At 71.7% G+C, this 22,309-nt stretch carries 18 protein-coding genes; 11 read left to right on the top strand and 7 right to left on the bottom strand.

Features of this window, described 5'->3' with window-relative positions; all coding sequences use genetic code 11:
* Positions 1-8: 8 nt before the first annotated feature.
* The 3 genes from ABT297_RS28230 (at position 9) to ABT297_RS28220 (ending at position 3,268) form a co-directional block, all read left to right on the top strand.
* Positions 9-1,001 (top strand): alpha/beta hydrolase family protein, encoded by a 993-nt coding sequence (locus ABT297_RS28230; protein WP_350555001.1) that lies wholly within the window; start codon positions 9-11, stop codon positions 999-1,001.
* Positions 1,002-1,166: 165 nt separating this feature from the next.
* Positions 1,167-2,393: an FAD-binding oxidoreductase gene (locus tag ABT297_RS28225; protein ID WP_350554999.1), complete on the top strand. Its 1,227-nt coding sequence runs from the start codon at positions 1,167-1,169 to the stop codon at positions 2,391-2,393.
* 86 nt (positions 2,394-2,479) lie between these two features.
* Entirely contained in the window at positions 2,480-3,268 is a 789-nt protein-coding gene (locus tag ABT297_RS28220) for a hypothetical protein (protein WP_350554997.1), read from the top strand.
* Positions 3,269-3,351: 83 nt separating this feature from the next.
* Here the strand turns inward: ABT297_RS28220 and ABT297_RS28215 are convergent, their stop codons facing one another.
* The gene (locus ABT297_RS28215; protein WP_350554995.1) at positions 3,352-4,953 is read right to left on the bottom strand and encodes an ABC-F family ATP-binding cassette domain-containing protein; all 1,602 of its coding nucleotides are present in this window, start codon (positions 4,951-4,953) and stop codon (positions 3,352-3,354) included.
* Between the two features lie 340 nt (positions 4,954-5,293).
* Positions 5,294-5,794: a GNAT family N-acetyltransferase gene (locus ABT297_RS28210; RefSeq protein WP_350554993.1), complete on the bottom strand. Its 501-nt coding sequence runs from the start codon at positions 5,792-5,794 to the stop codon at positions 5,294-5,296.
* A 136-nt stretch (positions 5,795-5,930) separates the two neighbouring features.
* On the opposite strand from ABT297_RS28210, the gene ABT297_RS28205 reads away from it, so the two are divergent.
* On the top strand, positions 5,931-6,896 hold the full coding sequence (locus tag ABT297_RS28205) for a glycosyltransferase family 2 protein (protein ID WP_350554991.1): 966 nt from the start codon (positions 5,931-5,933) through the stop codon (positions 6,894-6,896).
* Here the strand turns inward: ABT297_RS28205 and ABT297_RS28200 are convergent.
* Genes ABT297_RS28200 through ABT297_RS28180 form a run of 5 tightly spaced genes read right to left on the bottom strand, consistent with a single transcriptional unit; the run spans position 6,860 to position 13,004 of the window.
* Positions 6,860-7,270: a GtrA family protein gene (locus ABT297_RS28200; protein ID WP_350554989.1), complete on the bottom strand. Its 411-nt coding sequence runs from the start codon at positions 7,268-7,270 to the stop codon at positions 6,860-6,862. The genes ABT297_RS28205 and ABT297_RS28200 overlap by 37 nt on opposite strands.
* Entirely contained in the window at positions 7,267-8,457 is a 1,191-nt protein-coding gene (gene rffA / locus ABT297_RS28195) for a dTDP-4-amino-4,6-dideoxygalactose transaminase (protein ID WP_350554987.1), read from the bottom strand. The genes ABT297_RS28200 and rffA overlap by 4 nt, the downstream gene beginning before the upstream one ends.
* 32 nt (positions 8,458-8,489) lie before the next feature.
* Positions 8,490-10,844, bottom strand: coding sequence for a hypothetical protein (locus tag ABT297_RS28190; RefSeq protein ID WP_350554985.1), 2,355 nt, complete (start codon positions 10,842-10,844; stop codon positions 8,490-8,492).
* The gene (locus tag ABT297_RS28185; protein WP_350554983.1) at positions 10,798-11,691 is read right to left on the bottom strand and encodes a MaoC family dehydratase; all 894 of its coding nucleotides are present in this window, start codon (positions 11,689-11,691) and stop codon (positions 10,798-10,800) included. Before ABT297_RS28185 ends, ABT297_RS28190 begins: the two co-directional genes overlap by 47 nt.
* Positions 11,691-13,004, bottom strand: a complete 1,314-nt coding sequence (locus tag ABT297_RS28180; protein ID WP_350554981.1) for a 3-oxoacyl-ACP reductase — start codon at positions 13,002-13,004, stop codon at positions 11,691-11,693. The genes ABT297_RS28185 and ABT297_RS28180 overlap by 1 nt, the downstream gene beginning before the upstream one ends.
* Before the next feature lie 92 nt (positions 13,005-13,096).
* Here ABT297_RS28180 and ABT297_RS28175 point away from each other — a divergent pair, with 92 nt between their 5' ends.
* The 7 genes from ABT297_RS28175 to ABT297_RS28145 all read left to right on the top strand — a co-directional run bounded on the left by ABT297_RS28175 (position 13,097) and on the right by ABT297_RS28145 (position 22,066).
* Positions 13,097-14,398, top strand: coding sequence for an acetyl-CoA C-acetyltransferase (locus ABT297_RS28175; RefSeq protein WP_350554979.1), 1,302 nt, complete (start codon positions 13,097-13,099; stop codon positions 14,396-14,398).
* Positions 14,399-14,705: 307 nt separating this feature from the next.
* Positions 14,706-16,307: a hypothetical protein gene (locus tag ABT297_RS28170; protein WP_350554977.1), complete on the top strand. Its 1,602-nt coding sequence runs from the start codon at positions 14,706-14,708 to the stop codon at positions 16,305-16,307.
* 18 nt (positions 16,308-16,325) lie between these two features.
* Positions 16,326-17,756: an adenylosuccinate lyase gene (purB, locus tag ABT297_RS28165; RefSeq protein ID WP_350554975.1), complete on the top strand. Its 1,431-nt coding sequence runs from the start codon at positions 16,326-16,328 to the stop codon at positions 17,754-17,756.
* 195 nt (positions 17,757-17,951) lie between these two features.
* Complete coding sequence (gene purS, locus ABT297_RS28160; RefSeq protein WP_350554973.1) at positions 17,952-18,209, top strand: phosphoribosylformylglycinamidine synthase subunit PurS; 258 nt, start codon at positions 17,952-17,954, stop codon at positions 18,207-18,209.
* Positions 18,206-18,886, top strand: coding sequence for a phosphoribosylformylglycinamidine synthase subunit PurQ (purQ, locus tag ABT297_RS28155; RefSeq protein WP_350554971.1), 681 nt, complete (start codon positions 18,206-18,208; stop codon positions 18,884-18,886). The genes purS and purQ overlap by 4 nt, the downstream gene beginning before the upstream one ends.
* On the top strand, positions 18,883-21,303 hold the full coding sequence (gene purL / locus ABT297_RS28150; RefSeq protein ID WP_350554969.1) for a phosphoribosylformylglycinamidine synthase subunit PurL: 2,421 nt from the start codon (positions 18,883-18,885) through the stop codon (positions 21,301-21,303). Before purQ ends, purL begins: the two co-directional genes overlap by 4 nt.
* A gap of 4 nt (positions 21,304-21,307) precedes the next feature.
* The gene (locus tag ABT297_RS28145; RefSeq protein ID WP_350554967.1) at positions 21,308-22,066 is read left to right on the top strand and encodes a 2-phosphosulfolactate phosphatase; all 759 of its coding nucleotides are present in this window, start codon (positions 21,308-21,310) and stop codon (positions 22,064-22,066) included.
* The last annotated feature ends 243 nt before the right edge of the window (positions 22,067-22,309 follow it).

Below are 22,309 nucleotides of genomic sequence, written 5' to 3'. Positions count from 1 at the left end.
GGATGCCGGTGCGGCGTCGTGGGGTGTTGCACATCGGGGTGACCGGGCTGGCAGCGATGCTGGCCCAAGCGTGCTCCGAGGGGGCGACGACACCAGGGGCGGGGAGCGGCCCCTCGGCGCGCGGTTCCGCGTCGCCGAGGGCCGATCCACAGGCCGGGTCGACGTTCGACCCCTCGGGGTACGTCCCCCCGGCGGTGCCGATCGCGGAGCTCAAGAAGCTCTACGGCTACGACAAGGGCTCCACGCTCAACGCGCAGCTCACCGACAAGCGCAGCGGTGACGGGGTCATCCTCGAGGACATCACGTACTCCGACACGCGCGGCAACGACGAGATCCCGGCGTACGTGGTCAGCGCCGACGTTCCCGGCGACACGCTGCGGATGCCCGCCGTCGTGTTCGGCACCGGGCCCGACGGCAACCGCGACACGCTGCTGGACGAGGCCTCGGCGCTGGCCCGGATGGGTGCGCTGGTCATGGTGACGAGCCTGCCGATCAAGCCCACCGGCGACCCGTCCGCCGACGCCAAGGTGCTCGCCAACGCGGTCGTCGCCCAGCGGCGCGCGTTCGACCTGCTGATCCGGCGCAGCGACTGCGACGGCTCCCGGGTCGGCTACGCCGGGCACCACTCGGGCGCGGCCCTCGGCGCGGTCCTGCTCGGCCTGGAGTCCCGCATCACCGCCGCCGTCCTGGCCGGTGGGACGAGCCGCTTCTCGCGCTGGATGGTCAAGCAGAAGGTGCCGCAGGACTGGCACGCGTACCTCGACTCGCTGGCCCGGTTCGACGCCGGCCCCTACGTGGCGGTGGGGGGCAAGCGCTCCGTCCTGCTGCAGTTCGGCGGGCAGGACGCCGTGGTGCCGGAGGCAGAGCGCACCGAGCTCGCCAACGCCGTCGCCGGAGCGAAGCAGCGCAAGGACTACGACACCGGCCACGACCTCGCCCGCTTCGCCGGCGCCACCGCCGACCGCAAGGCATTCCTCAAGCAGGTCTTGCGGCTGAAGTAGCGAGGGCCTAGGCTTTCGAACGTATGTTCCAATCGGTTGACGCGCCACCTCCGCGCGCGTCATTGGGAAAGCCCGGATCGTGTTCTCCCGGCTACCGCGATTCCCATCGACCGATCTTCCCCACGGCAACGATGTCGGCTGGTGTCCAGGGAAGCGGGAGCTGCGGTGACGGTGATCGAGGTGTTGGCCGACGCGTGCGGCCCGGAGCACGTCTGGGAGGCGGGGCCTGCCGACACCGTCGACGGGGTGCCCGTCGGCTGGGTGGCCGCCCCGGGCAGTTCCGGCGAGGTGGCGGAGGTGCTGCGGTTCGCCGCCGCCGAGGGTCTCTCCGTCGTGCCCTCGGGCGCGGGGACGAAGCTCGACTGGGGGCCGCCGCCCACCCACGTGGACGTGCTGCTCGACCTAAGCCGGATCACGGGCGTGCTCGACTACGCGCCCGACGCGATGACCGCGACCGTCGCGGCCGGCACTCCGCTGCGAGCGCTGCGTGCGTATCTGCTCAAGGAGAACCGCCGGCTGCCGCTGGACGTCGGCTCCCCGGCCGCCACGCTCGGCGGCGTGCTGGCCACCAACGAGGCCGGCCCGCTGCGGCACCGGTTCGGCGCCCCGCGCGACCTGGTCGTCGGCGTGCGGGTGGCGCTGGACGAGGGCAGCCTGGAGCACGACGTCCACGGCTACGACCTCGCCCGGCACGTCTGCGGCTCCTACGGCACGCTGGGTGTGATCACCGAGGCCACCGTCCGGCTCGAGCCGCTGCCACCCACCCGGTCCTGGGTGATCCGCCCGGTGTCGACCCCGCGGGAGGTCCGGCGGCTGACCGAGGCCCTCGTGGCCTCGCCGCTCGAGCCGGTCGCGATCGAGGCCGACCTGCCCGGCGGCGCCGGCGGCCGCCCGGCCGAGCTCGCCGCGCTCTTCGAGGGCGACCGCGCCACCGCGACCCAGCGCGCCGAGTCGGCCGCGAAGCTGCTCGGCGGCGGCGCGACGGTCGACCGGCTGCCACCCGCCTGGTGGGGCCGGTCGCCCTTCGACGCCCACGACGTGGCGCTGAAGATCTGGGGCCGGCCGAGCGAGCTGTTCGCGGTCGTCTACGCCCTGCGCGACGCGGCAGGCCTGCCGGTGCCGGTGCGGGGCTCGGTCGGCCTCGGTGTGGCGCACGCGACCGTGCCCGGCACGATCTCGCCCGAGCGCCTGGACGGCATGCTGATCGCCGCGCGCACGGTGCTGCGGGCCCGCGGCGGCGGGGGCTGCACCCTGCTGCGGGCCCCGCTGGACCTGCGCGAGCTGGTGGAGAGCGACGGCCCGGCGCCGCTCCCGCCCACCGCGGCCCGCCTCAAGCTGGCGCTCGACCCCGAGGAGCGCCTGGCGCCGGGCCGCGTGCCCGACTTCGCCTGAAGTTATCCACAGGCTCCGATCGGGTCTAGTCCGCGCCCGGCCGAGGCGGAAGGCTTGGCGCCAAGGCTTCGGGGGGAGAGATTTCGATGGCGAGACCCGGGAAACGGCGGCTCCGCAATGTGCTCGCGGGGGCGGCCGTCGTCGCCTGCGTGCTGCTTGCGGCCCTGGGGCTGACCGAGCTCAAGCGCGGCGCCGCCGCCTCGGCCTGCCTCCCGGCCCGCGCACCGACGACAGGGCCCGCCGTGTCGGCCGAAGGCGGCCTCGTCGTCGCCGAGCAGGGCTTCAGCAAGTTCCATCCGTGGTCGCACAGTCTCGGGGCGGTCGTGGCCAACAACTCGCCGCGGGCCGCCTACCGGACCAGGTTCACGCTGCGGATGCTCGACGCCGACGGATTGCCGCTCTGGTCCGGGGAGCCCCGGGAGATCCCGCTGATCATGCCCGGGCAGCGACTGGCCGTCGGGGCGGGCGTGGACGTCCCCGCCGAGGGCCCCTTTCCCGTGGCCCGGATGTCGGTGGAGCTGGGCGAGACCCACTGGGTCGCGGTCGACCACGGCAACATGCTGTTCCAGACGTTCGACACCCGGGCGCAATCGAAGCCCGCGAACACGACGAACCCGGCGGACACGTATCTCTGGCTTTCCCCGAACGGCGACAACGAGTCCCACTGCGGGGGCCTCTCGCAGAAGGGCGCCGGCATCGTGTTCCGCGGCGCCGACGGCGCGATCGTCGGGGGCGCGAGCGGCGGCGTGCGGGACGGGAGCTACTGCGCGGGCTCGCACTTCGAGGAGGGTCTGGGCACCTTCGCGGTCCCGGCGGGCACCGACCTGACCCGGACCCAGGTGTCCGTCTACTGCGACATAGCCGAGCCCGGATGAGAGCGAGTCTCGGCGAAGGAGCGGGCGGGTCAGCCGCACGGTGACCCGCCCGCTCGTCGACGCCTTGTCGCGATCCAAGACCGTCAGATGTTCAGGTCTCGACGTCGATGCATACGCCCGTCCCTGTCGAGTTCGATGACGGTGTCGATGCCGATCCGCTCGAGGAACGCGAAGTCGTGGCTGACGATGAGGAGGGCTCCGCGGTAAGCGTCGAGGGCTTCCGCGAGTTGTTCGACGCTTGCGATGTCGAGATTGTTCGTGGGCTCGTCCAAAACCAGCAGTTGAGCCGGCGGCTCCGCCAGGAGCAGCCGTGCCAGGGAGACGCGGAATCGCTCGCCGCCGGAGAGGGTGCTCACCGGACGATCGACGCTGTCGCCACGCAGGAGCAGGCGGGCGAGCTGGTTGCGGATCGTGCCCGCCGGGGTCCCGGGCGCTACCGCCCGCACGTTCGCCATCGCGCTGGCGTCGTCGTCGAGTCCGTCGAGGCGCTGCGGGAGGTATCCGACGAGTCCTGTCACGAGACTCCCGTGCGGCCGATCGGGCTTGGGAGCCGTGCCCTGCACGAGCTGTTCGATCAGGGCCGACTTTCCGGTGCCGTTGGGCCCGACGAGCGCGACCCGCTCCGGCCCTTGGATCACGATGGTGCGGTCCTGGTCCCGCAGCTGCGCGAGGCGCCGTCCGCGCGGGACGTCGGGATCGGGCAGGACGAGCCGGATGTGTTCCTCGTCGCGGACGCGGGCATCCGCGGCGTCGACGGCGGCTTGGGCCGCCTCGACCTTGTCGTCGAGCGTGGAGCGCAGCGCGCCCGCCGATGCCTGAGCCTTGCTGGCGCGATTGCCCGCGAGGATCTTCGGGATGCCACCGTCCTTCTGGGTCTTCTTCGCGGTGCGCTCCCTGCGCGCCAGTTTCGTCTCGGCCTCGATACGCTGCCGCTTCTCGACCTTGAGCGCCTGCTGAGCCGACCGCGCGGCCTGGAGCGCCGCCGCCTGCTCCTGCTCCTGCTGTTCCTTCCATGCGCTGTAGGGGCCGCCGAAGGTGTCGAGGGTGCCGCCGTAGAGCTCGGTGGTGTTGTCCATGTGCTCCAGCAGCTCGAGGTCGTGGGTGACCACCAGGAGCGTCCCTGGCCACTGGTCGACGAACTCGGCGAGCTTGGCGCGCGTAGGCCGGTCGAGGTTGTTGGTCGGCTCGTCGAGGAGGGTGATCGGCGTGCGGCGGATACGCAGCCCCGTGATGGCGATGAGCATCGCCTCCCCACCGCTGACCTCGGCCACGCGACGGTCGAGGTCGGCGGCGGCGAATCCGATCTGGTGGAGCGCTTCATCGGCGCGGGCCTCGATGTCCCAGTCGTCGCCGATGGTGTCGAAGTGGCGCGCGTCGGCGTCGCCGGACTCGATGGCCCGCATCGCGGCGAGGACACCGCCGATGCCGAGAAGTTCGGCGATCGTCGCCTCGTGGCGGAGTGTGAGCGTCTGCGGCAGGTAGCCGACTTCGCCGATGGTGTCGATCTGCCCGGCGGCCGGCCGCAGGATGCCTGCGATCAGCCGAAGCAGTGTCGACTTGCCGGCGCCGTTGCGTCCGATCAGGCCGGTGCGGCCCGTGTTGAACGTGCCGTTGACGCCTGAGAGCGCGACGGTGCCGTCTGGCCATTCGAAGGTCAGGTCGCGGAGTGTGATGGCGGACTTCATAGACATTGGTGGTGTTTTCTCTTCTTCCAAATGGGCGCGACGGTGACGGGTGCGGGACCGATCGAGATAGGTGGGTCCGCACGGGGAGGGTCGAAGTCGCGCGTTCGCGGGCATGCCTCTGGACCGAGGTCGGTGCGGTGCGAACGTGCCGGCGAGGCTGAAGCAGAGGTGTCAACGCCCAGGACAGGTGGACGCACGCTGCTGCGTTAGGAGAACGGTCATACACCGGTGCGGGCGCTGCCCACACGGGTAAAGCCACCGGCAGTTCGGTGGCTAGATTCTGTCGACCTCAATCTCCATGCCGGCCATCCTATCAGCCCGCGGTTCTACCGAGCGGCGCTCAGGTCGTACGCGACTTCTCCGTCCACACCACGAGCTGTTCGCGGCCGTCGATCTGTGTGGTGTACCGCCGGGCCGTCACCTCGACGAAGCCGAAGCGCTTGTGCAGCGCGAGCACCGGCTTGTTCCACGCCAGGGTCCGGCCGCCGAACGAGCGCAGGCCCATCTCGCCGAACGCGTAGTCGACGGCGGACCGCTCCAGCTCCATCCAGGCCGGCAGGAGTTCGCCGCGCTCCCGCAGTCCGTCCACGTCGAGGAAGAAGCCCCACTCGGCGGTACCGGCGGCCGGATCGTGGTCGTTGAAGGTCACGACGCCGCAGTCGTGCCCGCCGTACGCGAAGATGAGCACCCGCCGCGCCGGGTCGCAGCGCACCTTCGCCCACCACTGCAGATGTCCCTCCGGCGTGATGTACGCCGTCCAGATGCTCGCGCCCCGCGTCTTCGGGTGGTTGCGCCAGCGCCGGATGGTCTCCACGTCGGACTCGCGGGCCTCGCGCAGCACCTCGGGACCTCCTAGGTCGTTGAACGACGTGACGATCCGTACAACTCGCGCACAACGGAACGGGATGCGCCACGACCGACCCCGCCGCACGAGTTCACCCGCATCATCACGATCGCTGCCTGAGGAGTACCGCGAGGTGTCAGTCTCCGTCGTCGTCCCCTGCTACCGCTCGGCCGTGATCCTGCCCACGCTCGTCGAGCGGCTCAACGCCGTGCTCCCGGACATCCACCCGGAGCACGAGGTGATCCTGGTGGTCGACAGCACGGACGAGACGTGGGACGCCGCCCGCCGCCTCGCCGCCGAGTTCGGCCACGTGCAGGCGATCCGGATGGCGCGCAACTACGGTCAGCACAACGCGCTCATTGCCGGCATCCGCGCCGCGTCGGGCGAGCGGATCATCACGATGGACGACGACCTGCAGCACCCGCCGGAGGAGCTGCCGAAGCTGGTCGCCGCGCTCACCGACGACCTCGACGTGGTCTACGCCGTGCCGGAGACCGACGAGCACGGGCTGCTGCGCAACCTCACCTCGTGGGGTGCCAAGAGCCTCGTGATGGGCCGCACGATGGGCATCCCGAACGCCGATGTGCTCGGCGCCCTGCGCATCTTCCGCACCTTCCTGCGAGCCGGGTTCGGCCAGGTCAGCGGGCCGCACGTGTCCGTGGACATCGTGCTGTCGTGGACGACGACGCGGGTCGGGTCGGTGACGGTGCGGATGGACCGGCGCGCCGAGGGCCGGTCCGGGTTCACGCTGCGCTCGCTGAACAGGCACGCGATCAACATGATCCTCGGGTACTCCACGAAGCCGCTGCGGCTGGTGACGTACCTCGGCCTGCTCATCGGCGTCGGCGGGCTGCTGCTCACCGCCCGGCTGGTCTGGCTGTACTTCATCGGCGACACCAAGGTCGCCGGCTTCACCACGCTCGCGTCCCTGGTGGCCGTCTTCTCGTCGGCGCAGCTCATCGGCATCGGCGTGCTCGGCGAGTATCTCGGCCGCGTGCACGCCCACGGCATGGGCCGACCCACCTACGTGATCCGTGAGCGGGTCGCGCGCCCCGACCCGGCTCAGCGCCGGAAGGCCCAGAACTTGCTCAGCTGGTAGTTGATCAGCGGAGCGGCGACGATGAGCAACGCCTGGGCCGCCAGGACCGGCACGCCGGCGAGCTCGACCAGCAGCGGCAGGCCGGCGTACGTGAAGACCAGCGCCCACAGGCAGATCACGTAGAACTTCAGGAAGCCGGCCACGACCGGCCCCGTGGCCCGGAAGACCCAGCGGCGCTGCAGCGGGTACGTGACGATCGCGCAGCCCAGGTTGGCCAGCACCGGCACGGCCAGATAGTGCAGGTGGTGCCGGGTCGTCAGGTAGATCGCGGCGAAGAGCGCGTAGTAGACGGCGGAAGAGACGCCGCCGACCGCCACGTAGCGCACGCGGCGGTCGGTGAGCAGCTTCCCGAGCTTCTCGGCGGTGGCCGTCACGACGGGCAGGCCAGCGGCGGCCGCGGCGCCTGGCGCATCGGCCGGTAGGACTCGACCGCCCGGATCACCAGGTCGATGTCGTCGTCGTCCATGCCCGCGTAGAGCGGCAGCCGCAGCAGCCGTTCGGCCACGTCCTCGGTCACGGGGCAGCCCTCGGGCCGCGTCCGCCCGTATTTCCGCCCGGCCGGCGCCAGGTGCAGCGGCTGGTAGTGGAACGTGCCCAGGACCCCCTGCTCCCGCAGGTGCGACAGCATCGCCGAGCGGCTCGCCAGGTCGGGCAGCAGCAGGTAGTACAGGTGCGCCGGGTGGGTGCGGTCCTCGGGCACGGTCGGCTGGATCACGCCGTGCTCGACGGCCCAGGTGGCCAGCCGGTTGTGGTAGCTGTTCCACACGTGCATGCGCCGGCGCTGGATCTCCGCGAAGTGCTCCAGCTGCGCGGTCAGGAAGGCGGCGAGCAGGTCCGAGGGCAGGTACGAGGAGCCGAGGTCCATCCAGCGGTACTTGTCGACCATGCCCCGGAAGAACTGGCCGCGGTTGGTGCCCTTCTCCCGGATGATCTCGGCGCGGTCGTGGAACCGGTCGTTGTTGAGCACCAGCGCGCCGCCCTCGCCGCAGTGCACGTTCTTGGTCTCGTGGAAGCTCTGCGTCGCGAGCTCACCGATCGAGCCGAGGCCGCGGCCGCGGTACGTGCCGCCGAGCCCGTGCGCGTTGTCCTCGATGACGACCAGGTCGTGCTCGCGGGCGATCCCGATGATCGCGTCCATCTCCACGGCCACGCCGGCGTAGTGCACGACCACGATCGCCCGGGTGCGCTCGGTGACCGCCGCCGCGACCAGCCGCTCGTCGATGTTCAGCGTGTCCGGCCGGCAGTCGACGAAGACCGGGGAGGCCCCGCGCAGCGCGTAGGCGTTGGCGGTCGAGCAGAACGTGAACGACGGCACGATGACCTCGTCGCCGGGGCCCAGGTCCAGCAGCAGCGCGGTCATGTCCAGCGCGTGCGTGCACGACGTGGTCAGCATGCTGTGCCGGGCGCCGATGATCTGGCTGAGCAGCTGGTTCGCGCGCTTCGTGAACGGGCCGTCGCCGGTCATCGGGCCGTTGGCCATCGCCTGCTGCATGTACCCGGCCTCGGTACCGGTGAGGTACCCCTTGTTGAACGGGACGGTGAGTTGCTTCGTCGCTTTCACTGGCGGCGCCTACCTAACGTCAGGCCGAACTTTCAAAAGCTGGGCAGCTCGTACACCACGCAGACCCCGGACCGGTAACGAAACTGGGCAAAGGTCGCAAGGTGTGGTGAAACGGTGCTCTGCGTCTCATCAACGAACAGCCACCGGACTCGGTAGCGGTCGCGAAGCAGCCGTACGTTCGCCTCGGACGGGTCGGCGAACACGGCGTCGTTGGCCGCGAGCACCTCGGGCCGCCAGTAGGGGACCGCGCCGACCCAGGTTCCGAGGCGGGCTGCCTCCCTGTGTGCGGTCGTGGTGAAGCCCCAGCCCTCGACGAGCATCCTTCGTTCGGAGTACGCCGTCATCGAGAAGTGCAGGTTGCTGCACCGGTCCTGGTAGGACAGGCAGTGCGCGTTGGTCGCGACCAGGTCGCCGGGGCCGGAGTGATCGCGCAGCCAGCGGCCCGCCTCCAGGGTCCCCTCGGACACGTACCGGGGCTCGCGGACCACATCGCGCCAGCCGCTCTGCCGCGACTCCCGGGCGACGAGGAGGAAGTGCTGCGCGGTGGTGTTGAGCCCGAAGCCCGCGAGCAGCGCGATGAGCAGTGCGGCCGCCGTCACATCGCGAAACGGCCGGCGAATCCGGTGGAACACCACGTAGGCGATGGCGGCGACGAGCGCCAGGGACACGTAGGGCAGGACGAGCTCGCCGGTCAGGCTGCCGGTGTTGGACGGCCTCGGGATGTCGTGGCGGCCCAGCGACTGCACTGCCTGGATCGCGACCACGCCGAAGGCCGCCGCGGCGCCGAGGGCGACCGCGCGGCGCCGCGTCATCGGGCCCGGCAGCAGGACGGCCAGGCCCGCCACCGCGGCGACGCTCAGGTACGGGCGGGCGGACTCCAGGAAGTACCGCTGGCCGTCGCCGTCCTGGCCCAGCAGAAGGGTCGCCGCGCCGCCGGCCAGCCCGATGCCCAGCATGACCACGAGCTCGGGGGCGAGCGGGCGGCGGCGGGCCAGGCCGGCGGTGCCCGCCCAGATGGCGGCCCAGCAGAGCACGGTCAGCGCGGCGAGCACGAGCAGCCGCCACGGCACCCGCTCGCCGCTGAAGCCGCTGGTCACGCCGAGGCCACTGGTGGCCACGCCGGTCAGCGGGGCGAGCCGGGTGCCCTGGCTGCTGCCGCCGAACAGCACCAGCTGCGCGGCGGCCATCGCGGCCGCGGTGAACGCCAGCGCGGTCAGCGCCGGGCGGTGCCAGCGACGGCGGCGTATCAGCTCCACCGCGACCAGCAGCGCGAGCCCGGCGCCCAGCAGCGGCAGGTACGTGGCCTTGCCGCCCATCACACCCGCGAGCAGCAGCGCGAAGAGCGCCCAGGCGCGCCGGCCGGCCCCGCCGCGCAGCAGGTCGGCGAGGACCACCATCGCCGGCACGAAGAGCAGCGCGCCGAAGGTCTGCGTCGGGCCGCTCCACACCGTCAGGCGCAGCGCGGAGCCGTCGTCGAGGCCACTGAAGGCGAGATCGCGGTAGAAGGCGTTGAGCTGCCACTGGTAGGGGTTGGGCGCGAGCACCAGCAGCGTCACCGCGCTCGCCGCGACGCCGGTCCACCAGCCGCCGATGACCCGCTGGGCGAGCACCGCCACGAGCACGGTGAACGCCATCAGCATCGGCAGCATGGACAGGCGCAGCAGCAGGACGTTGGCCTCGATGCCGGTGACCCAGCTCGTCGCGGCGAGCTCGGGGTAGACGAACCAGTGGTACAGCAGCGGCTCACCCTCGATCCAGGGCACTCGCCTCGGCATGTGGTGTCGGGCCTCGCCGACCAGCGCCAGGTGGAACGTCGAGTCGGTGTCGGGGGAGGCGTTGGCGGGGTAGCTCAGGCCGTACACCCGGTAGAACTTGACGCTCCAGACCAGCGTCAGCCCGGCGAGCGCGGTCATCGCCCACCGCCACGGTGCGGGCGGGCGCTCGGCGTCGGGCGCGCCGCGGAGGTACCGGCGCAGGCTCTTGATCGTGAGGAAGGCCGCCGCGGTGCCCAACGGCCAGGCCAGCACGAGCAGGGGCGCGCCGATCAGGCGGGCGGCGACGTAGGTGAGGACCTCGCCGACATACCCGACCACCAGCCCGGCGGCGGCGTCGGCGGCGAACCAGCCCGCCCCGCCGCGCAGGAATCGCCACCAGAGCGTGCCCGGCAGCGCGACGCCGAGAGCGACGTAGAGCACGAAGATCGCGGTGGTCGCCGGCGGCACCCGGTAGTACCACAGCAGCGGGAAGGCGGCGGCCAGCAGCAGCGCCGGGCCGGTGTACCGGCATTCGTATCGGTATCGGAGAAGCCGGACGGCACCCGCGGGCGCCGCCGGCGTGGGCTCACCCAGCGGCGCCGCCCGCGTCGGGGTCCGCACAGTCGTGGTCAACGATCGCGCCGGCCAGGTGGGGCCTGCCTGTCCTCCGATCGTGTACCGCGAACCGCCACCCGGTGCCGCCGGGGCTCGCGGAGAACCCCACCGTGGCGGGCAGCAGGACCGGGAGCTTGAACGCGACCTCGACCGCGTACGCGTCCGGCAGGCGCCCCTCGAGCGCGGCGAGGCAGCGCGCCTTCATCCACATGCCGTGCGCGATCGTGGCCCGGAAGCCGAACGCCCGGGCCAGGAGGCGGCTGGTGTGGATGGGGTTGCGGTCGCCGGACACGCGGGCGTAGTCGTTCCCGGTGCGTCTCGGGACGCGCCAGGTGGCGTTGGGTGCTTCGAACGCTTGCGATTTATCGGACTTTTCGGATTCTTTCGATTTTTCGGATTTACTGGATTTGCTCGTTTTGCGCAGATAGGTGGAGCGGCCGGTCCACACGACCTCGCCGTCGATCGCCGCGGTCGCGACCACGTCCAGCTGGGTGCCGCGCTCGTGCGGGCGCAGCGCCTCCGCGCGTGCCGACAGCGAGAACGTGTCCGAGGACCGCAGTGGGCGGAGCATCTCGACGCGGTTTCGCACGTGGACCAGCCCGAGCAGCGGAAACGGGAAGTCCGATGCCGTCATCAGCGCCATGGCCAGCGGAAACGCGAGCACGTGCGGGTAGGTTGCGGGCAGCTCGTCGCCGAGCCGGAACCCGCACACCCGGTCGTACTCGGCCAGGTGCGCCAGGTCCACCCGCACGCCGTCGAGGCGCAGCCCGCGCTCGGGCAGCGTCGTGCCGGTGGAGCGGCGCAGCGCGGCGGCGCGGTACAGCGGCCCGAGCCGCGGCGGCCGCTCGAGCACGGTCGTGCCCATCAGGCCCCCAGCAGGCTCTGTCCGCAGACCCGGATGACGTTGCCGTTGACCCCGCCCGAGGCCGGGTGGGCCAGCCAGGCGATCGTCTCGGCCACGTCCACCGGCAGCCCGCCCTGGGCCATGCTGTTGAGCCGCCGGCCGCCCTCGCGCGCGAACATCGGCATCGCGGCGGTCATCCTCGTCTCGATGAACCCGGGCGCCACCGCGTTGATCGTGAGCCCGTGCTCGGCGACCGCCCCGGCGCTGGCCTCCACCAGCCCGATCACGCCGGCCTTCGACGTGGCGTAGTTGGTCTGGCCGCGGTTGCCGGCGATGCCCGAGACGGAGGAGACCGCGACGATCCGTCCGTTGCCGCCGAGCAGGTTCTCGGCGAGCAGCACGTCGTTGATCCGTTCCTGGCTGGAGAGGTTGATGTCGAGCACGGAGCTCCACTGCCCCTCGTCCATGCGCCCGAGGGTCTTGTCCCGGGTGATCCCGGCGTTGTGCACGAAGATGTCGGCGTGCACGTGGCGGGTCGCGATGAAGTCGGCCAGCCGGCGCGGCGCGTCCTCGGCGGTCAGGTCGAGCTGCAGCGCGGTGCCCTTGACGTCGTTGGCGACCCTCGACAGATCCTCGCCGGCGTCCGGCACGTCGAGGCAGACCACGTGCGCGCCCTCGCGGGCCAGCACGTGGGTGATCGACTCGCCGATGCCGCGGGCGGCGCCGGTGACGATCGCGGTCCTGCCCTCCAGCGGCTGGTCCCAGTCGTCCGGCACCTCCACGGCGGCCGGCCCGATGCGGACCACCTGCCCGGAGACGTACGCCGAGCGCCCCGACAGCAGGAACCGCAGCGTCGACTCGGTGGCCTCCTCGGCGCCCGGCGCGACATAGACGAGTTGGGCGGTCGAGCCGCGGCCGACCTCCTTGCCGACCGAGCGTACGAAGCCCTCGAGCGCTCGCTGCGCGGTGGCCTCGCGGGCGCTGGTGCACAGCTCCGGCGGGCTGCCGAGCACGATCACCCGGCCGAATGGGCGCAGCGAGCGAATCACGGGGTGAAAGAAGCCGTACAGCGCCCGCAACGCCTCGCTGTCGGTGATGCCGCTGGCGTCGAAGATCAGCGCCGCGCAGCGCCCGTCGGCGCCCGCGGCCATGGGCAGCTTGTCGAGGATGTGGCGGGTGGCTTCGGCCAGCCGGCCCGACCCACCGAGGGTGACCGGCCCGAACTCGGCCTCCTTCTCGTATCTGCGCAGCTTTGGTGGATCCGGCAGGCCCAGTCGTTTGACGAGGAACCGGCCGGCCCCCGAGTGGGCGAAGGTCGCGTAGCGATCGGTCATTGCGGTGCCTCCCCAGTCACAACAAGCGCGTTACCCTACCCGTGAGTAGGGTAACGCCCAGGATGCCCTGACGCGTCGAGAAGGAGACACCGATGGCCCCCTCGAAAGCCCTGGTCCGGGTAGCGGTCGTCGGCGGTAACCGCATCCCTTTCGCACGCTCGGGCAGCGCCTATGCCACTGCATCAAACCAGGACATGCTGACCGCCGCCATAGATGGACTCGTGGCGCGTTTCGGCCTCGCCGGGGAGCGCCTCGGCGAGGTCGCCGCCGGTGCGGTGCTCAAGCACAGCCGCGATTTCAACCTCACGCGTGAATCCGTGCTCGGATCCCGCCTCGACCCATGTACTCCGGCGTACGACGTCCAGCAGGCCTGCGGAACCGGTCTCGAGACGGCCATCCTGGTCGCCAACAAGATCGCCCTCGGTCAAATCGAGGCAGGCATCGCGGGCGGGGTCGACACCACCTCGGACGCGCCCCTGGGCGTGAACGAGGACGCCCGGCGGATCATGATGGAACTCAATCGGGCTCGCTCGTTCGGCGCCCGGCTGCGCGCGGTGAGCAAATTTAGGCCTACCCAGATCAAGCCGGATATCCCGCGCAATTCGGAACCGCGCACCGGCCTGTCCATGGGCGAGTCGGCGGCGCTCACCGCGCTGGAGTTCGGCATCGGCCGCGAGGAGCAGGACGCGCTCGCGCTGGCCTCGCACCGGCGCCTGGCCGCCGCCTACGAGCGAGGCTTCTTCGACGATCTCGTCACGCCGTACCTCGGGCTGTCCCGCGACCAGAACATGCGCCCGGACACGTCGCCGGAGCGGCTCGCCGCGCTCGAGCCGGTCTACGGCCGCGGCCGCCCGCAGGCGACGATGACGGCCGGCAACTCCACCCCGCTCACCGACGGGGCCGCGGTCGTGCTGCTGGCCTCGGAGGCCTGGGCCAAGGCGCGCAGCCTGCCGATCCTGGCGTACTTCGAGACCGCCGAGACCGCCGCGGTGGACTTCGTGCACGGCGGGGACGGCCTGCTCATGGCCCCGGCCTACGCGGTGCCCCGGATGCTCGCCCGCGAGGGCCTGGCCCTGCAGGACTTCGACTTCTACGAGATCCACGAGGCATTCGCCTCGCAGGTGCTGGCCACGCTGCAGGCGTGGGAGGACCCGACGTTCTGCAAGGAGCGCCTGGGCCTGCCGAACTGGACGGACGAGCCGCTCGGCGCGATCGACCGGGACCGCCTCAACGTCAACGGCGGGTCCCTGGCGGCCGGTCACCCGTTCGCCGCGACCGGCGGCCGGATCCTCGCGACCATGGCGAAGCTGCTGGCCGAGAAGGGCTCCGGGCGCGGCCTGATCTCGATCTGCGCGGCTGGCGGCCAGGGCGCGGCGGCCATCCTGTCGCGCTGAGAACGGCCAGGGCTGATCAGGACCAATATCCTGTGTGCATGACCGGTCCGGAGCGAAGCGGAGGGGCCGGTCACCAGGAAACGCAGGTTCAGGTCGTGTCGCGGCCGGAGCGAAGCGGAGGGAACGACGTGATCGGTCCGGAGCGAAGCGGAGGGGCCGGTCACCATAGGCTCAGGTTCAGGTCGTGTCGCGGCCGGAGCGAAGCGGAGGGAACGACGTGATCGGTCCGGAGCGAAGCGGAGGGGCCGGTCATCAGGAAACGCAGGTTCAGGTCGTGTCGCGGCCGGAGCGAAGCGGAGGGAACGACATGACCGTCCAGCCGGCCACCCCGCGACCCACTTGGCAGGTGGTCGTCGGCCTCCTGCTGCCACTGCCCGCCCTGATCCTGCTCATCACCACCTACGTCGAGCCCGCGATCTGGACGATCCGCACGTCGTTCGAGCGCTTCACCGGCATCCGGGGGCTGGCCGGGGCCGGCGACGCCCCGTCGGCCGGCCTCGACAACTACGACCGCGCCTTCGACGGCGGCCTCGGCGGGGCGCTCGGATACGTCCTGACCCTGGCCGTGGTGCCGCTGCTGATCGTGCTGCTGCTGGCGCCGGCGCTCGCCTGGGCCGCGCACGGGTCCGGGGCGATGCGCCGGGTCACCCGCGGCGCGCTGGTGATCCCGCTGGCCGCCTTCGCGCCGTTCGGCATCGCGCTCGCGAGCGCCTCGTCCGAGCGCGGGCAGCCCTGGGGCTACTGGGCGGGCACCTTCGGCGTCGTCGCGGCCGTCGCGGTGCTGATCTACCTCGCCGCGTTGCGCACCAACCGCGGTCCCCGGCCCGGTTGGCGCGGGGTGATCATCGGCGGGGTGTTCGCCGTGCTCGGCGTGGTCGCCGTGGTCCTGCAGGACTTCACGTTCGGGTGGTCGTACGGCTATGTCGCGAACGGTCACGACACCCCAGCGACCCTGCTGTACGAGAGCGCGCTGATGCGGTTCGACCTCGGCGCCGCCGCGGCGATCTCGACGGTCCTGCTGGTGCCGCTGCTGCTGCTCGGCCTGTTCGCGACGCTGCTGGTGATCATGACCGGCCTGCGGCTGGAGGCGCGCCCGGATGTCTCGGATGTCTCGGACACCTCGGACAGCTCGGACGCCGCGCGCGCCGGGCGCGGGCTCGCCCGGCCGGGCGCCGCGGCGCTGCTGGTCGTGGTGCTCGTCGTCACCGGCGTCGGCCTCTGGCCCTGGCTGGCGCACCTCGGTGACTCCCCGCGCGTCGAGGTGCCGTCCACCTGGGCGAACACCTGGCTCCCGCCGGTGATCTCCACCCTGGTCGGCGTCACCGCCGCCGCGCTGGCCGCCTTCGGCATCAGCGGCCTGCGCCCGCTGGGCCGGCACAGCGAGTGGCTCCTGCTGCCGTTCGGCCTGTTCCTGTTCGTCGGCGGCGTCCCGCTCGCGCTGCGCGCCTTCGCCGCCGGCGCCACCGCCGGCCGGCTCGACACGTTTCTGGCCCTGATCCCGCCGTCGCGCCTGGCGATTCCCGCGCTGTTCGTGCTGGCGCTGCTCTTCCGCGGCCAGGCCCTGCGCCGCGACACGCTGCCGCGCCAGGACCGGCCGGCGTCCTGGTGGCCGGTCGTGCTGCCCGCCCTGCCGATGGTGGCGCTGGCGTACGTGGCCACGTGGTTCGTGCAGACCCAGGACCTCATCTGGCCGCTGATCACATCCTCGACGCAGCACCCGACGGCCCAGTCCGTGATGCTGCAGATCCTGCAGTACAACGACCTCGACCACCTGCCGTACGGCCGGCTGCTCCCGATCCCGTTGCTGGTGCTACTTCTGCTCGCCGGCGTGGCCGCCCAGCTGTTCTACCTGGACAAGATCGCCCTGCACCACGGGCCGGCCGAGCGCGACCATCCGCCCGCGACGTAGGCAGGCAGAATGGGCGGCGTGAACAAACCGCGGATTCCCGATGTGCTCGCCGCCCGTTACGCCTCGCCCGAGCTGGTGGGCATCTGGTCGCCGGAGGAGAAGGTGCGCCTCGAGCGCCGGCTCTGGCTGGCCGTGCTCAAGGCGCAGCGCGACCTCGGCGTGCCGGTGCCCGACGGTGTCGTGGAGGCGTACGAGCGGGTCGTCGACGACGTCGACCTGGTCTCCATCGCCGAGCGGGAGCGGGTCACCCGGCACGACGTGAAGGCCCGCATCGAGGAGTTCTCCGCGCTGGCCGGGCACGAGCACATCCACAAGGGGATGACCTCGCGCGACCTGACCGAGAACGTCGAGCAGCTGCAGATCCGCCTCTCCCTGGAGCTGGTGCGCGACCGCATGGTGGCCGCGCTGGCCCGGCTCGCCGCCCGCGCCCGGCAGTACGACGAGCTGGTCATGGTGGGCCGGTCGCACAACGTGCCGGCGCAGGCGACCACCCTCGGCAAGCGGTTCGCGAGCGCCGCCGAGGAGCTGCTCATCGCGTACCGCCGGATCGAGAACCTGCTCGAGCGCTACCCGCTGCGCGGGATCAAGGGCCCGGTCGGGACCGCCGCGGACCAGCTGGACCTCTTCGGCGGCGACGCGGGCAAGGTCGCGGAGCTGGAGCGGAAGGTCGCCGAGCACCTCGGCTTCCACCACGTGCTGAGGAGCGTCGGCCAGGTGTACCCCCGCTCGCTGGACCTCGACGTGGTGTCCGCGCTCGCCCAGGCGGTGGCCGGCCCGTCGAGCCTCGCCACGACGATCCGCCTGATGGCCGGGTACGAGCTGGTCACCGAGGGTTTCAAGGCGGGCCAGGTCGGGTCGTCGGCGATGCCGCACAAGATGAATACGCGCTCCTGCGAGCGGGTCAACGGCCTCGCCGTGATCGTCCGCGGCTACCTGTCGATGGTCGGCGAGCTGGCCGGCGACCAGTGGAACGAGGGCGACGTGTCGTGCTCGGTCGTGCGCCGGGTGGCCCTGCCGGACGCGTTCTTCGCCGTCGACGGGCTGTTTGCCACCTTCCTGACGGTACTGGACGAGTTCGGCGCATATCCGGCGGTCGTGGCCCGGGAGCTCGACCGGTACCTGCCCTTCCTCGCCACCACCCGGGTGCTCGTCGCCGCCGTCGGGCGGGGCGTGGGCCGTGAGGATGCTCACGAAGCCATCAAGGAGCACGCCGTTGCTGTGGCACTCGCCATGCGCGAAAAGGGCATCCAGGACAACGATCTGCTGCAGCGGCTGGCCGGCGACGAGCGCCTGCGGCTCTCGCCGGACGAGGTCCAGGCCCTGACCGGAGCGCCGTCGACCTTTGTCGGTGCCGCGTCGGCGCAGGTCAGCGCCGTGGTCGACGAGATCGGCGCGGTGGTGGCGGCGCACCCGGCGGCCGGCGCGTACGTCCCGCCGCCGATCCTCTGAGCACCGGGCCGCGGCGGATCTTGGCTCCACCGCGGCCCGGTAAGATGCGCGTTGGGCGATGTTTTCGGGCCTCGCCGCCGACCAGCCGGACCTGTCGACCCAACCGTGACACGGCCGGTGATCTGCGGCGCTGCCCCGCCCGGTAGGCTCGTGTCGCTCGCCCTCGAGCGCCCGACTCAACGTCAGGAGTGCCCCGTGGCCCGCGTCGTGGTGGACGTCATGCTCAAACCGGAGATCCTGGACCCCCAGGGTCAGGCCGTCGTGAACGCGCTGCCGCGCCTGGGCGTGGTCGACGTCGCTTCGGTACGCATCGGCAAGCGCATCGAGATCGAGTTCGAGGGCGCTGCCGACCTCGAGCGCGCCCGCGATATCGCCGACAAGCTGCTCGCCAACCCGGTGATCGAGGACTTCACCCTGCGGGTCGAGGAGCGGCCGGAGGTCGAGCAGCAGTGACCGCCCGCATTGGGGTCGTGACGTTCCCCGGTTCGCTCGACGACCGCGACGCCGCCCGGGCCGTGCACCTCGCCGGCGCCGCGGCGATCCCGCTGTGGCACGCCGACGCCGAGCTCTACGGCGTCGACGCCGTGATCCTGCCCGGTGGCTTCTCGTATGGTGACTACCTGCGTGCCGGCGCGATCGCCCGGTTCTCCGCCGTCATGGACTCCATCGTCAAGGCCGCCGGCGACGGGCTGCCCGTGCTCGGCATCTGCAACGGCTTCCAGGTGCTCTGCGAGGCCCACCTGCTGCCCGGGGCGCTCACCCGCAACCAGCACCTGCACTTCCGCAACCGCGACCAGGGCCTGCGCATCGAGAACAACGCCACCGCCTGGACCGTCGGCTACCAGCCGCGCCAGGAGATCGTGATCCCGGTGAAGAACGGCGAGGGCTGCTACATGGCCGACGCGCGGACGCTCGACGAGCTCGAGGCCGAGGGCCGGGTCGTCGCGCGGTACATCCGCGGAAACCCCAACGGTTCGCTGCACGACATCGCGGCGATCACCAACGCAGCCGGCAATGTCGTCGGGATCATGCCCCACCCCGAGCACGCCGTCGAGGTGCTCACCGGCCCGTCCATCGACGGCCTGGGCATCTTCACGTCCGTGCTCGCACACCTGGGAGCCCGTGTATGACCGCCATCCCCGCCGAGGACCGACCGTTCGACACCGTCGAGCAGGCCGCCAAGACGGCTGACGAGGAACAGCCCTACGAGGAGCTGGGCCTTCGCGAGGACGAGTATCAGCGGATCCGCCAGATCCTGGGCCGGCGCCCGACCACGTCCGAGCTCGCCATGTACTCGATCATGTGGAGCGAGCACTGCTCGTACAAGAGCAGCAAGGTCCACCTGCGCCAGTTCAGCGAGAAGGCGCCCAAGTCCGACCTGATGCTGGCCGGCATCGGCGAGAACGCCGGCGTGATCCGGATCTCCGACGAGATCGCCGTCACGTTCAAGGTCGAGTCGCACAACCACCCGAGCTTCGTCGAGCCGTACCAGGGCGCGGCGACCGGCGTCGGCGGCATCGTCCGGGACATCCTCGCGATGGGCGCGCGCCCGGTCGCGGTCATGGACCCGCTGCGCTTCGGCGCCGCCGACCACGAGGACACCAAGCGCGTCCTGCCCGGCGTCGTCGCCGGCGTCGGCGGCTACGGCAACTGCCTCGGCCTGCCCAACATCGGCGGCGAGGTCGTCTTCGACCCGTGCTACCAGGGCAACCCGCTGGTCAACGCGCTGTGCGTCGGCGTGCTGCCGGTCAACCGGCTGCAGAACAAGGAGGCACACGGCCCCGGCAACGTGGTCGTGCTCCTCGGCGCCAAGACCGGCCGCGACGGCATCGGCGGCGTCTCGGTCCTGGCCAGCGCCACCTTCGACAGCGACGGCCCGGCCCGCCGCCCGTCCGTGCAGGTCGGCGACCCGTTCATCGAGAAGCTGCTCATCGAGAGCTGCCTCGAGCTGTACGAGCGGGACCTCATCGTCGGCGTCCAGGACCTCGGCGGCGCCGGCCTCACCTGCGCCCTCACCGAGACCAGCGCCGCCGCCGGCACCGGCATGGACGTCAACCTCGACCTGGTGCCGCTGCGCGAGGCCTCGATGGACCCGCAGGAGGTCCTCGCCAGCGAGTCGCAGGAGCGGATGCTGCTCATCGTCGACCCGGACAAGCTCGACGAGGTGCTCCACGTCGCCGAGCGCTGGGGCGTGATCGCCACCGCGATCGGCAACGTCACCGACACCGGCCGGCTCATCATCACGTGGCACGGCGAGGCCGTCGTGGACGTGCCGCCTGGCTCGCTCGCCGACGACGGCCCGGTGTACGCCCGGCCCATGCGCGAGCCGGCCGACCTGATCCTGCTGCAGGCCGACCGCGCCGAGACCCTGCCCCGCCCGCGCTCCGGCGTCGAGCTGCGCGAGACCATCCTGCGCCTCGCCGCCAGCCCCAACCTGTGCGACAAGAGCTGGGTCACCGAGCAGTACGACCGGTATGTGCAGGGCAACACGATCCTCGCCCAGCCGGAGAACTCCGGCGTCGTGCGCATCGACGAGCAGACCGGGCTCGGTATCGCGCTCTCCGTCGACGGCAACGCCCGCTACGCACGCCTCGACCCGTACAACGGCGCCAAGCTCGCCCTCGCCGAGGCGTACCGCAACGTGGCCGCCTCCGGCGCCACCCCGCTCGCCGTCACCAACTGCCTCAACTTCGGCTCCCCCGAGGACCCGCAGGTCATGTGGCAGTTCGCCGAGGCCGTCCGCGGCCTGGCCGACGGCTGCGCGGAGCTCGGCATCCCGGTCACCGGCGGCAACGTCAGCTTCTACAACTCGACCGGCTCGCAGGCCATCCACCCGACCCCGGTCGTCGGTGTCCTCGGCATCATGGGCAACGTCGGCAGCCGCGTCCCAATGGGCTTCGGCGGCGACAGCGACCTCATCATGCTGCTCGGCGAGACCACCGACGAGCTCTCCGGGTCCGAGTGGGCGTGGGTGACCCACCAGCACCTCGGCGGCCAGCCCCCGCGCGTCAACCTCACCCGCGAGCGCATCCTGGCCTCCGTCCTCACCGAGGCCGGCGAGCGCGGCCACCTCTCCTCGGCGCACGACCTCTCCGACGGCGGCCTGGCCCAGGCGCTCGTCGAGGCGACGCTGCGGTACGACTGCGGGGCCAACATCACCCTGCCGGAGGACACGAACCCGTTCGTGGCGCTCTTCTCGGAGTCCACGGCCCGGGCCCTCGTCTCCGTCCCCCGGGGCCACGAGAAGGCGTTCACCGCCCTCTGCGCCCAGCACGGCCTCCCGGTCACCGTCATCGGCACCGTCGACGGCCGCAGCCGCGCGCTGGACGTCCGCGGCCAGTTCACCATCGCGCTGGACGAGCTGCGCGCCGCGTGGACGGGCACGATGCCGGCCCTGTTCGGCAAGGTCTCGACGGAGGCGCCCGCCTACCAGACCCCTGCCACGCCCACCGCGTCCTCGTCGGATCCGGCGTCCCCCGCGCCGACCTTCTTCGCGCCCGTGGAGGCCCCGGAGGTACCGCACGCCCCGCTCGACGACAAAGCCTGACACGATGGCGGAGGGTGTCCACAGCCAGCCCGGCTCCGGCGCCCGCTTCGACTGGGGCCCGGCGGGCGCCGCCGAGCTCGCACGCGTGTGCTCGATCCTGGTGGTCGTGGACGTACTGTCGTTCTCGACGGCCGTCGACATCGCCGTGGGCCGGGGCATCCGCGTGCACCCGTTCCCGTGGAACGACCAGGCGCGCGCGTATGCGACGCGCCTGGGCGCCGCGGTGGCCGTGGGCCGCCATCAGGTCAACGCCGAACAGCCGTGGAGCCTGTCCCCGGCCGTCCTCCGGTCCGCCCCCCTGGTCGACCAGCTGGTCCTGCCATCCCCGAACGGCGCGACAATCTGCTCGGCGGCCGCCTCGACGGGCGTCCCGGTGGTCGCCGCCTGCCTGCGCAACGCCCCGGCCGTGGCCCGCTGGCTGCACACCAGCGGCTACGGCACCCCCACGAACGCCGTAGGCGTCATCGCCGCCGGCGAACTGTGGCAGGACGGCACCCTGCGCCCGTGCGTCGAGGATCTCCTGGGCGCGGCCGCGGTCCTGGACGGCCTCTCGATGCTCGGCGCACCCCTTTCCGTGGAGGCCGCCGTCGCCCTGGCCGCCCTGGCCGCGGTACACAACGTCGAGGCCGCGGTCCGCCGCTGCGTGAGCGGCCAGGAGCTGATCCAACGGGGCTTCGCCGAGGACGTCCGCCTGGCCGTCGAGTCCGGCACCTCCCACACGGTCCCGGTAATGACCGACGGCGAGTCCTTCACCGCCGCCTGACAGCCACCTTCTCTGATCGCTTACCGGCGGCCCGCCACTACGTCCAGCACCTCTGGCGCATAGAATCGCCGGTAGGAGCCCCCCGGGGAATTCAGCGGCGCCAGAATCTCTAGTTGAACCAGCTGGGAAACGAGCGAGTTGGCCCGGCCGTACGAGATTCCGAGGTCCTTCTGCACCGCTCGGACGGTGAATGTGGTGCTGGCAATCGCATAGTCGGCGAGAGTGTGGGCCGTGTCTGCCCGC

The sequence above is a fragment of the Dactylosporangium sp. NPDC000555 genome (assembly GCF_040300025.1).
GTDB lineage: Bacteria > Actinomycetota > Actinomycetes > Mycobacteriales > Micromonosporaceae > Dactylosporangium.
Note: the sequence above shows the minus strand (reverse complement) of the source record. Positions and strands in the feature narration are given on the sequence as shown.

Bases quoted from the DNA above. Each gene is read 5' to 3' on its own strand.
- ABT297_RS28220 (WP_350554997.1), top strand. From the start codon at position 2,480: ATGGCGAGACCCGGGAAACGGCGGCTCCGCAATGTGCTCGCGGGGGCG.
- ABT297_RS28215 (WP_350554995.1), bottom strand. From the start codon at position 4,953: ATGAAGTCCGCCATCACACTCCGCGACCTGACCTTCGAATGGCCAGAC.
- ABT297_RS28185 (WP_350554983.1), bottom strand. From the start codon at position 11,691: ATGGGCACGACCGTGCTCGAGCGGCCGCCGCGGCTCGGGCCGCTGTAC.
- ABT297_RS28180 (WP_350554981.1), bottom strand. From the start codon at position 13,004: ATGACCGATCGCTACGCGACCTTCGCCCACTCGGGGGCCGGCCGGTTC.
- ABT297_RS28175 (WP_350554979.1), top strand. From the start codon at position 13,097: ATGGCCCCCTCGAAAGCCCTGGTCCGGGTAGCGGTCGTCGGCGGTAAC.
- ABT297_RS28170 (WP_350554977.1), top strand. From the start codon at position 14,706: ATGACCGTCCAGCCGGCCACCCCGCGACCCACTTGGCAGGTGGTCGTC.
- purL (WP_350554969.1), top strand. From the start codon at position 18,883: ATGACCGCCATCCCCGCCGAGGACCGACCGTTCGACACCGTCGAGCAG.
- ABT297_RS28145 (WP_350554967.1), top strand. From the start codon at position 21,308: ATGGCGGAGGGTGTCCACAGCCAGCCCGGCTCCGGCGCCCGCTTCGAC.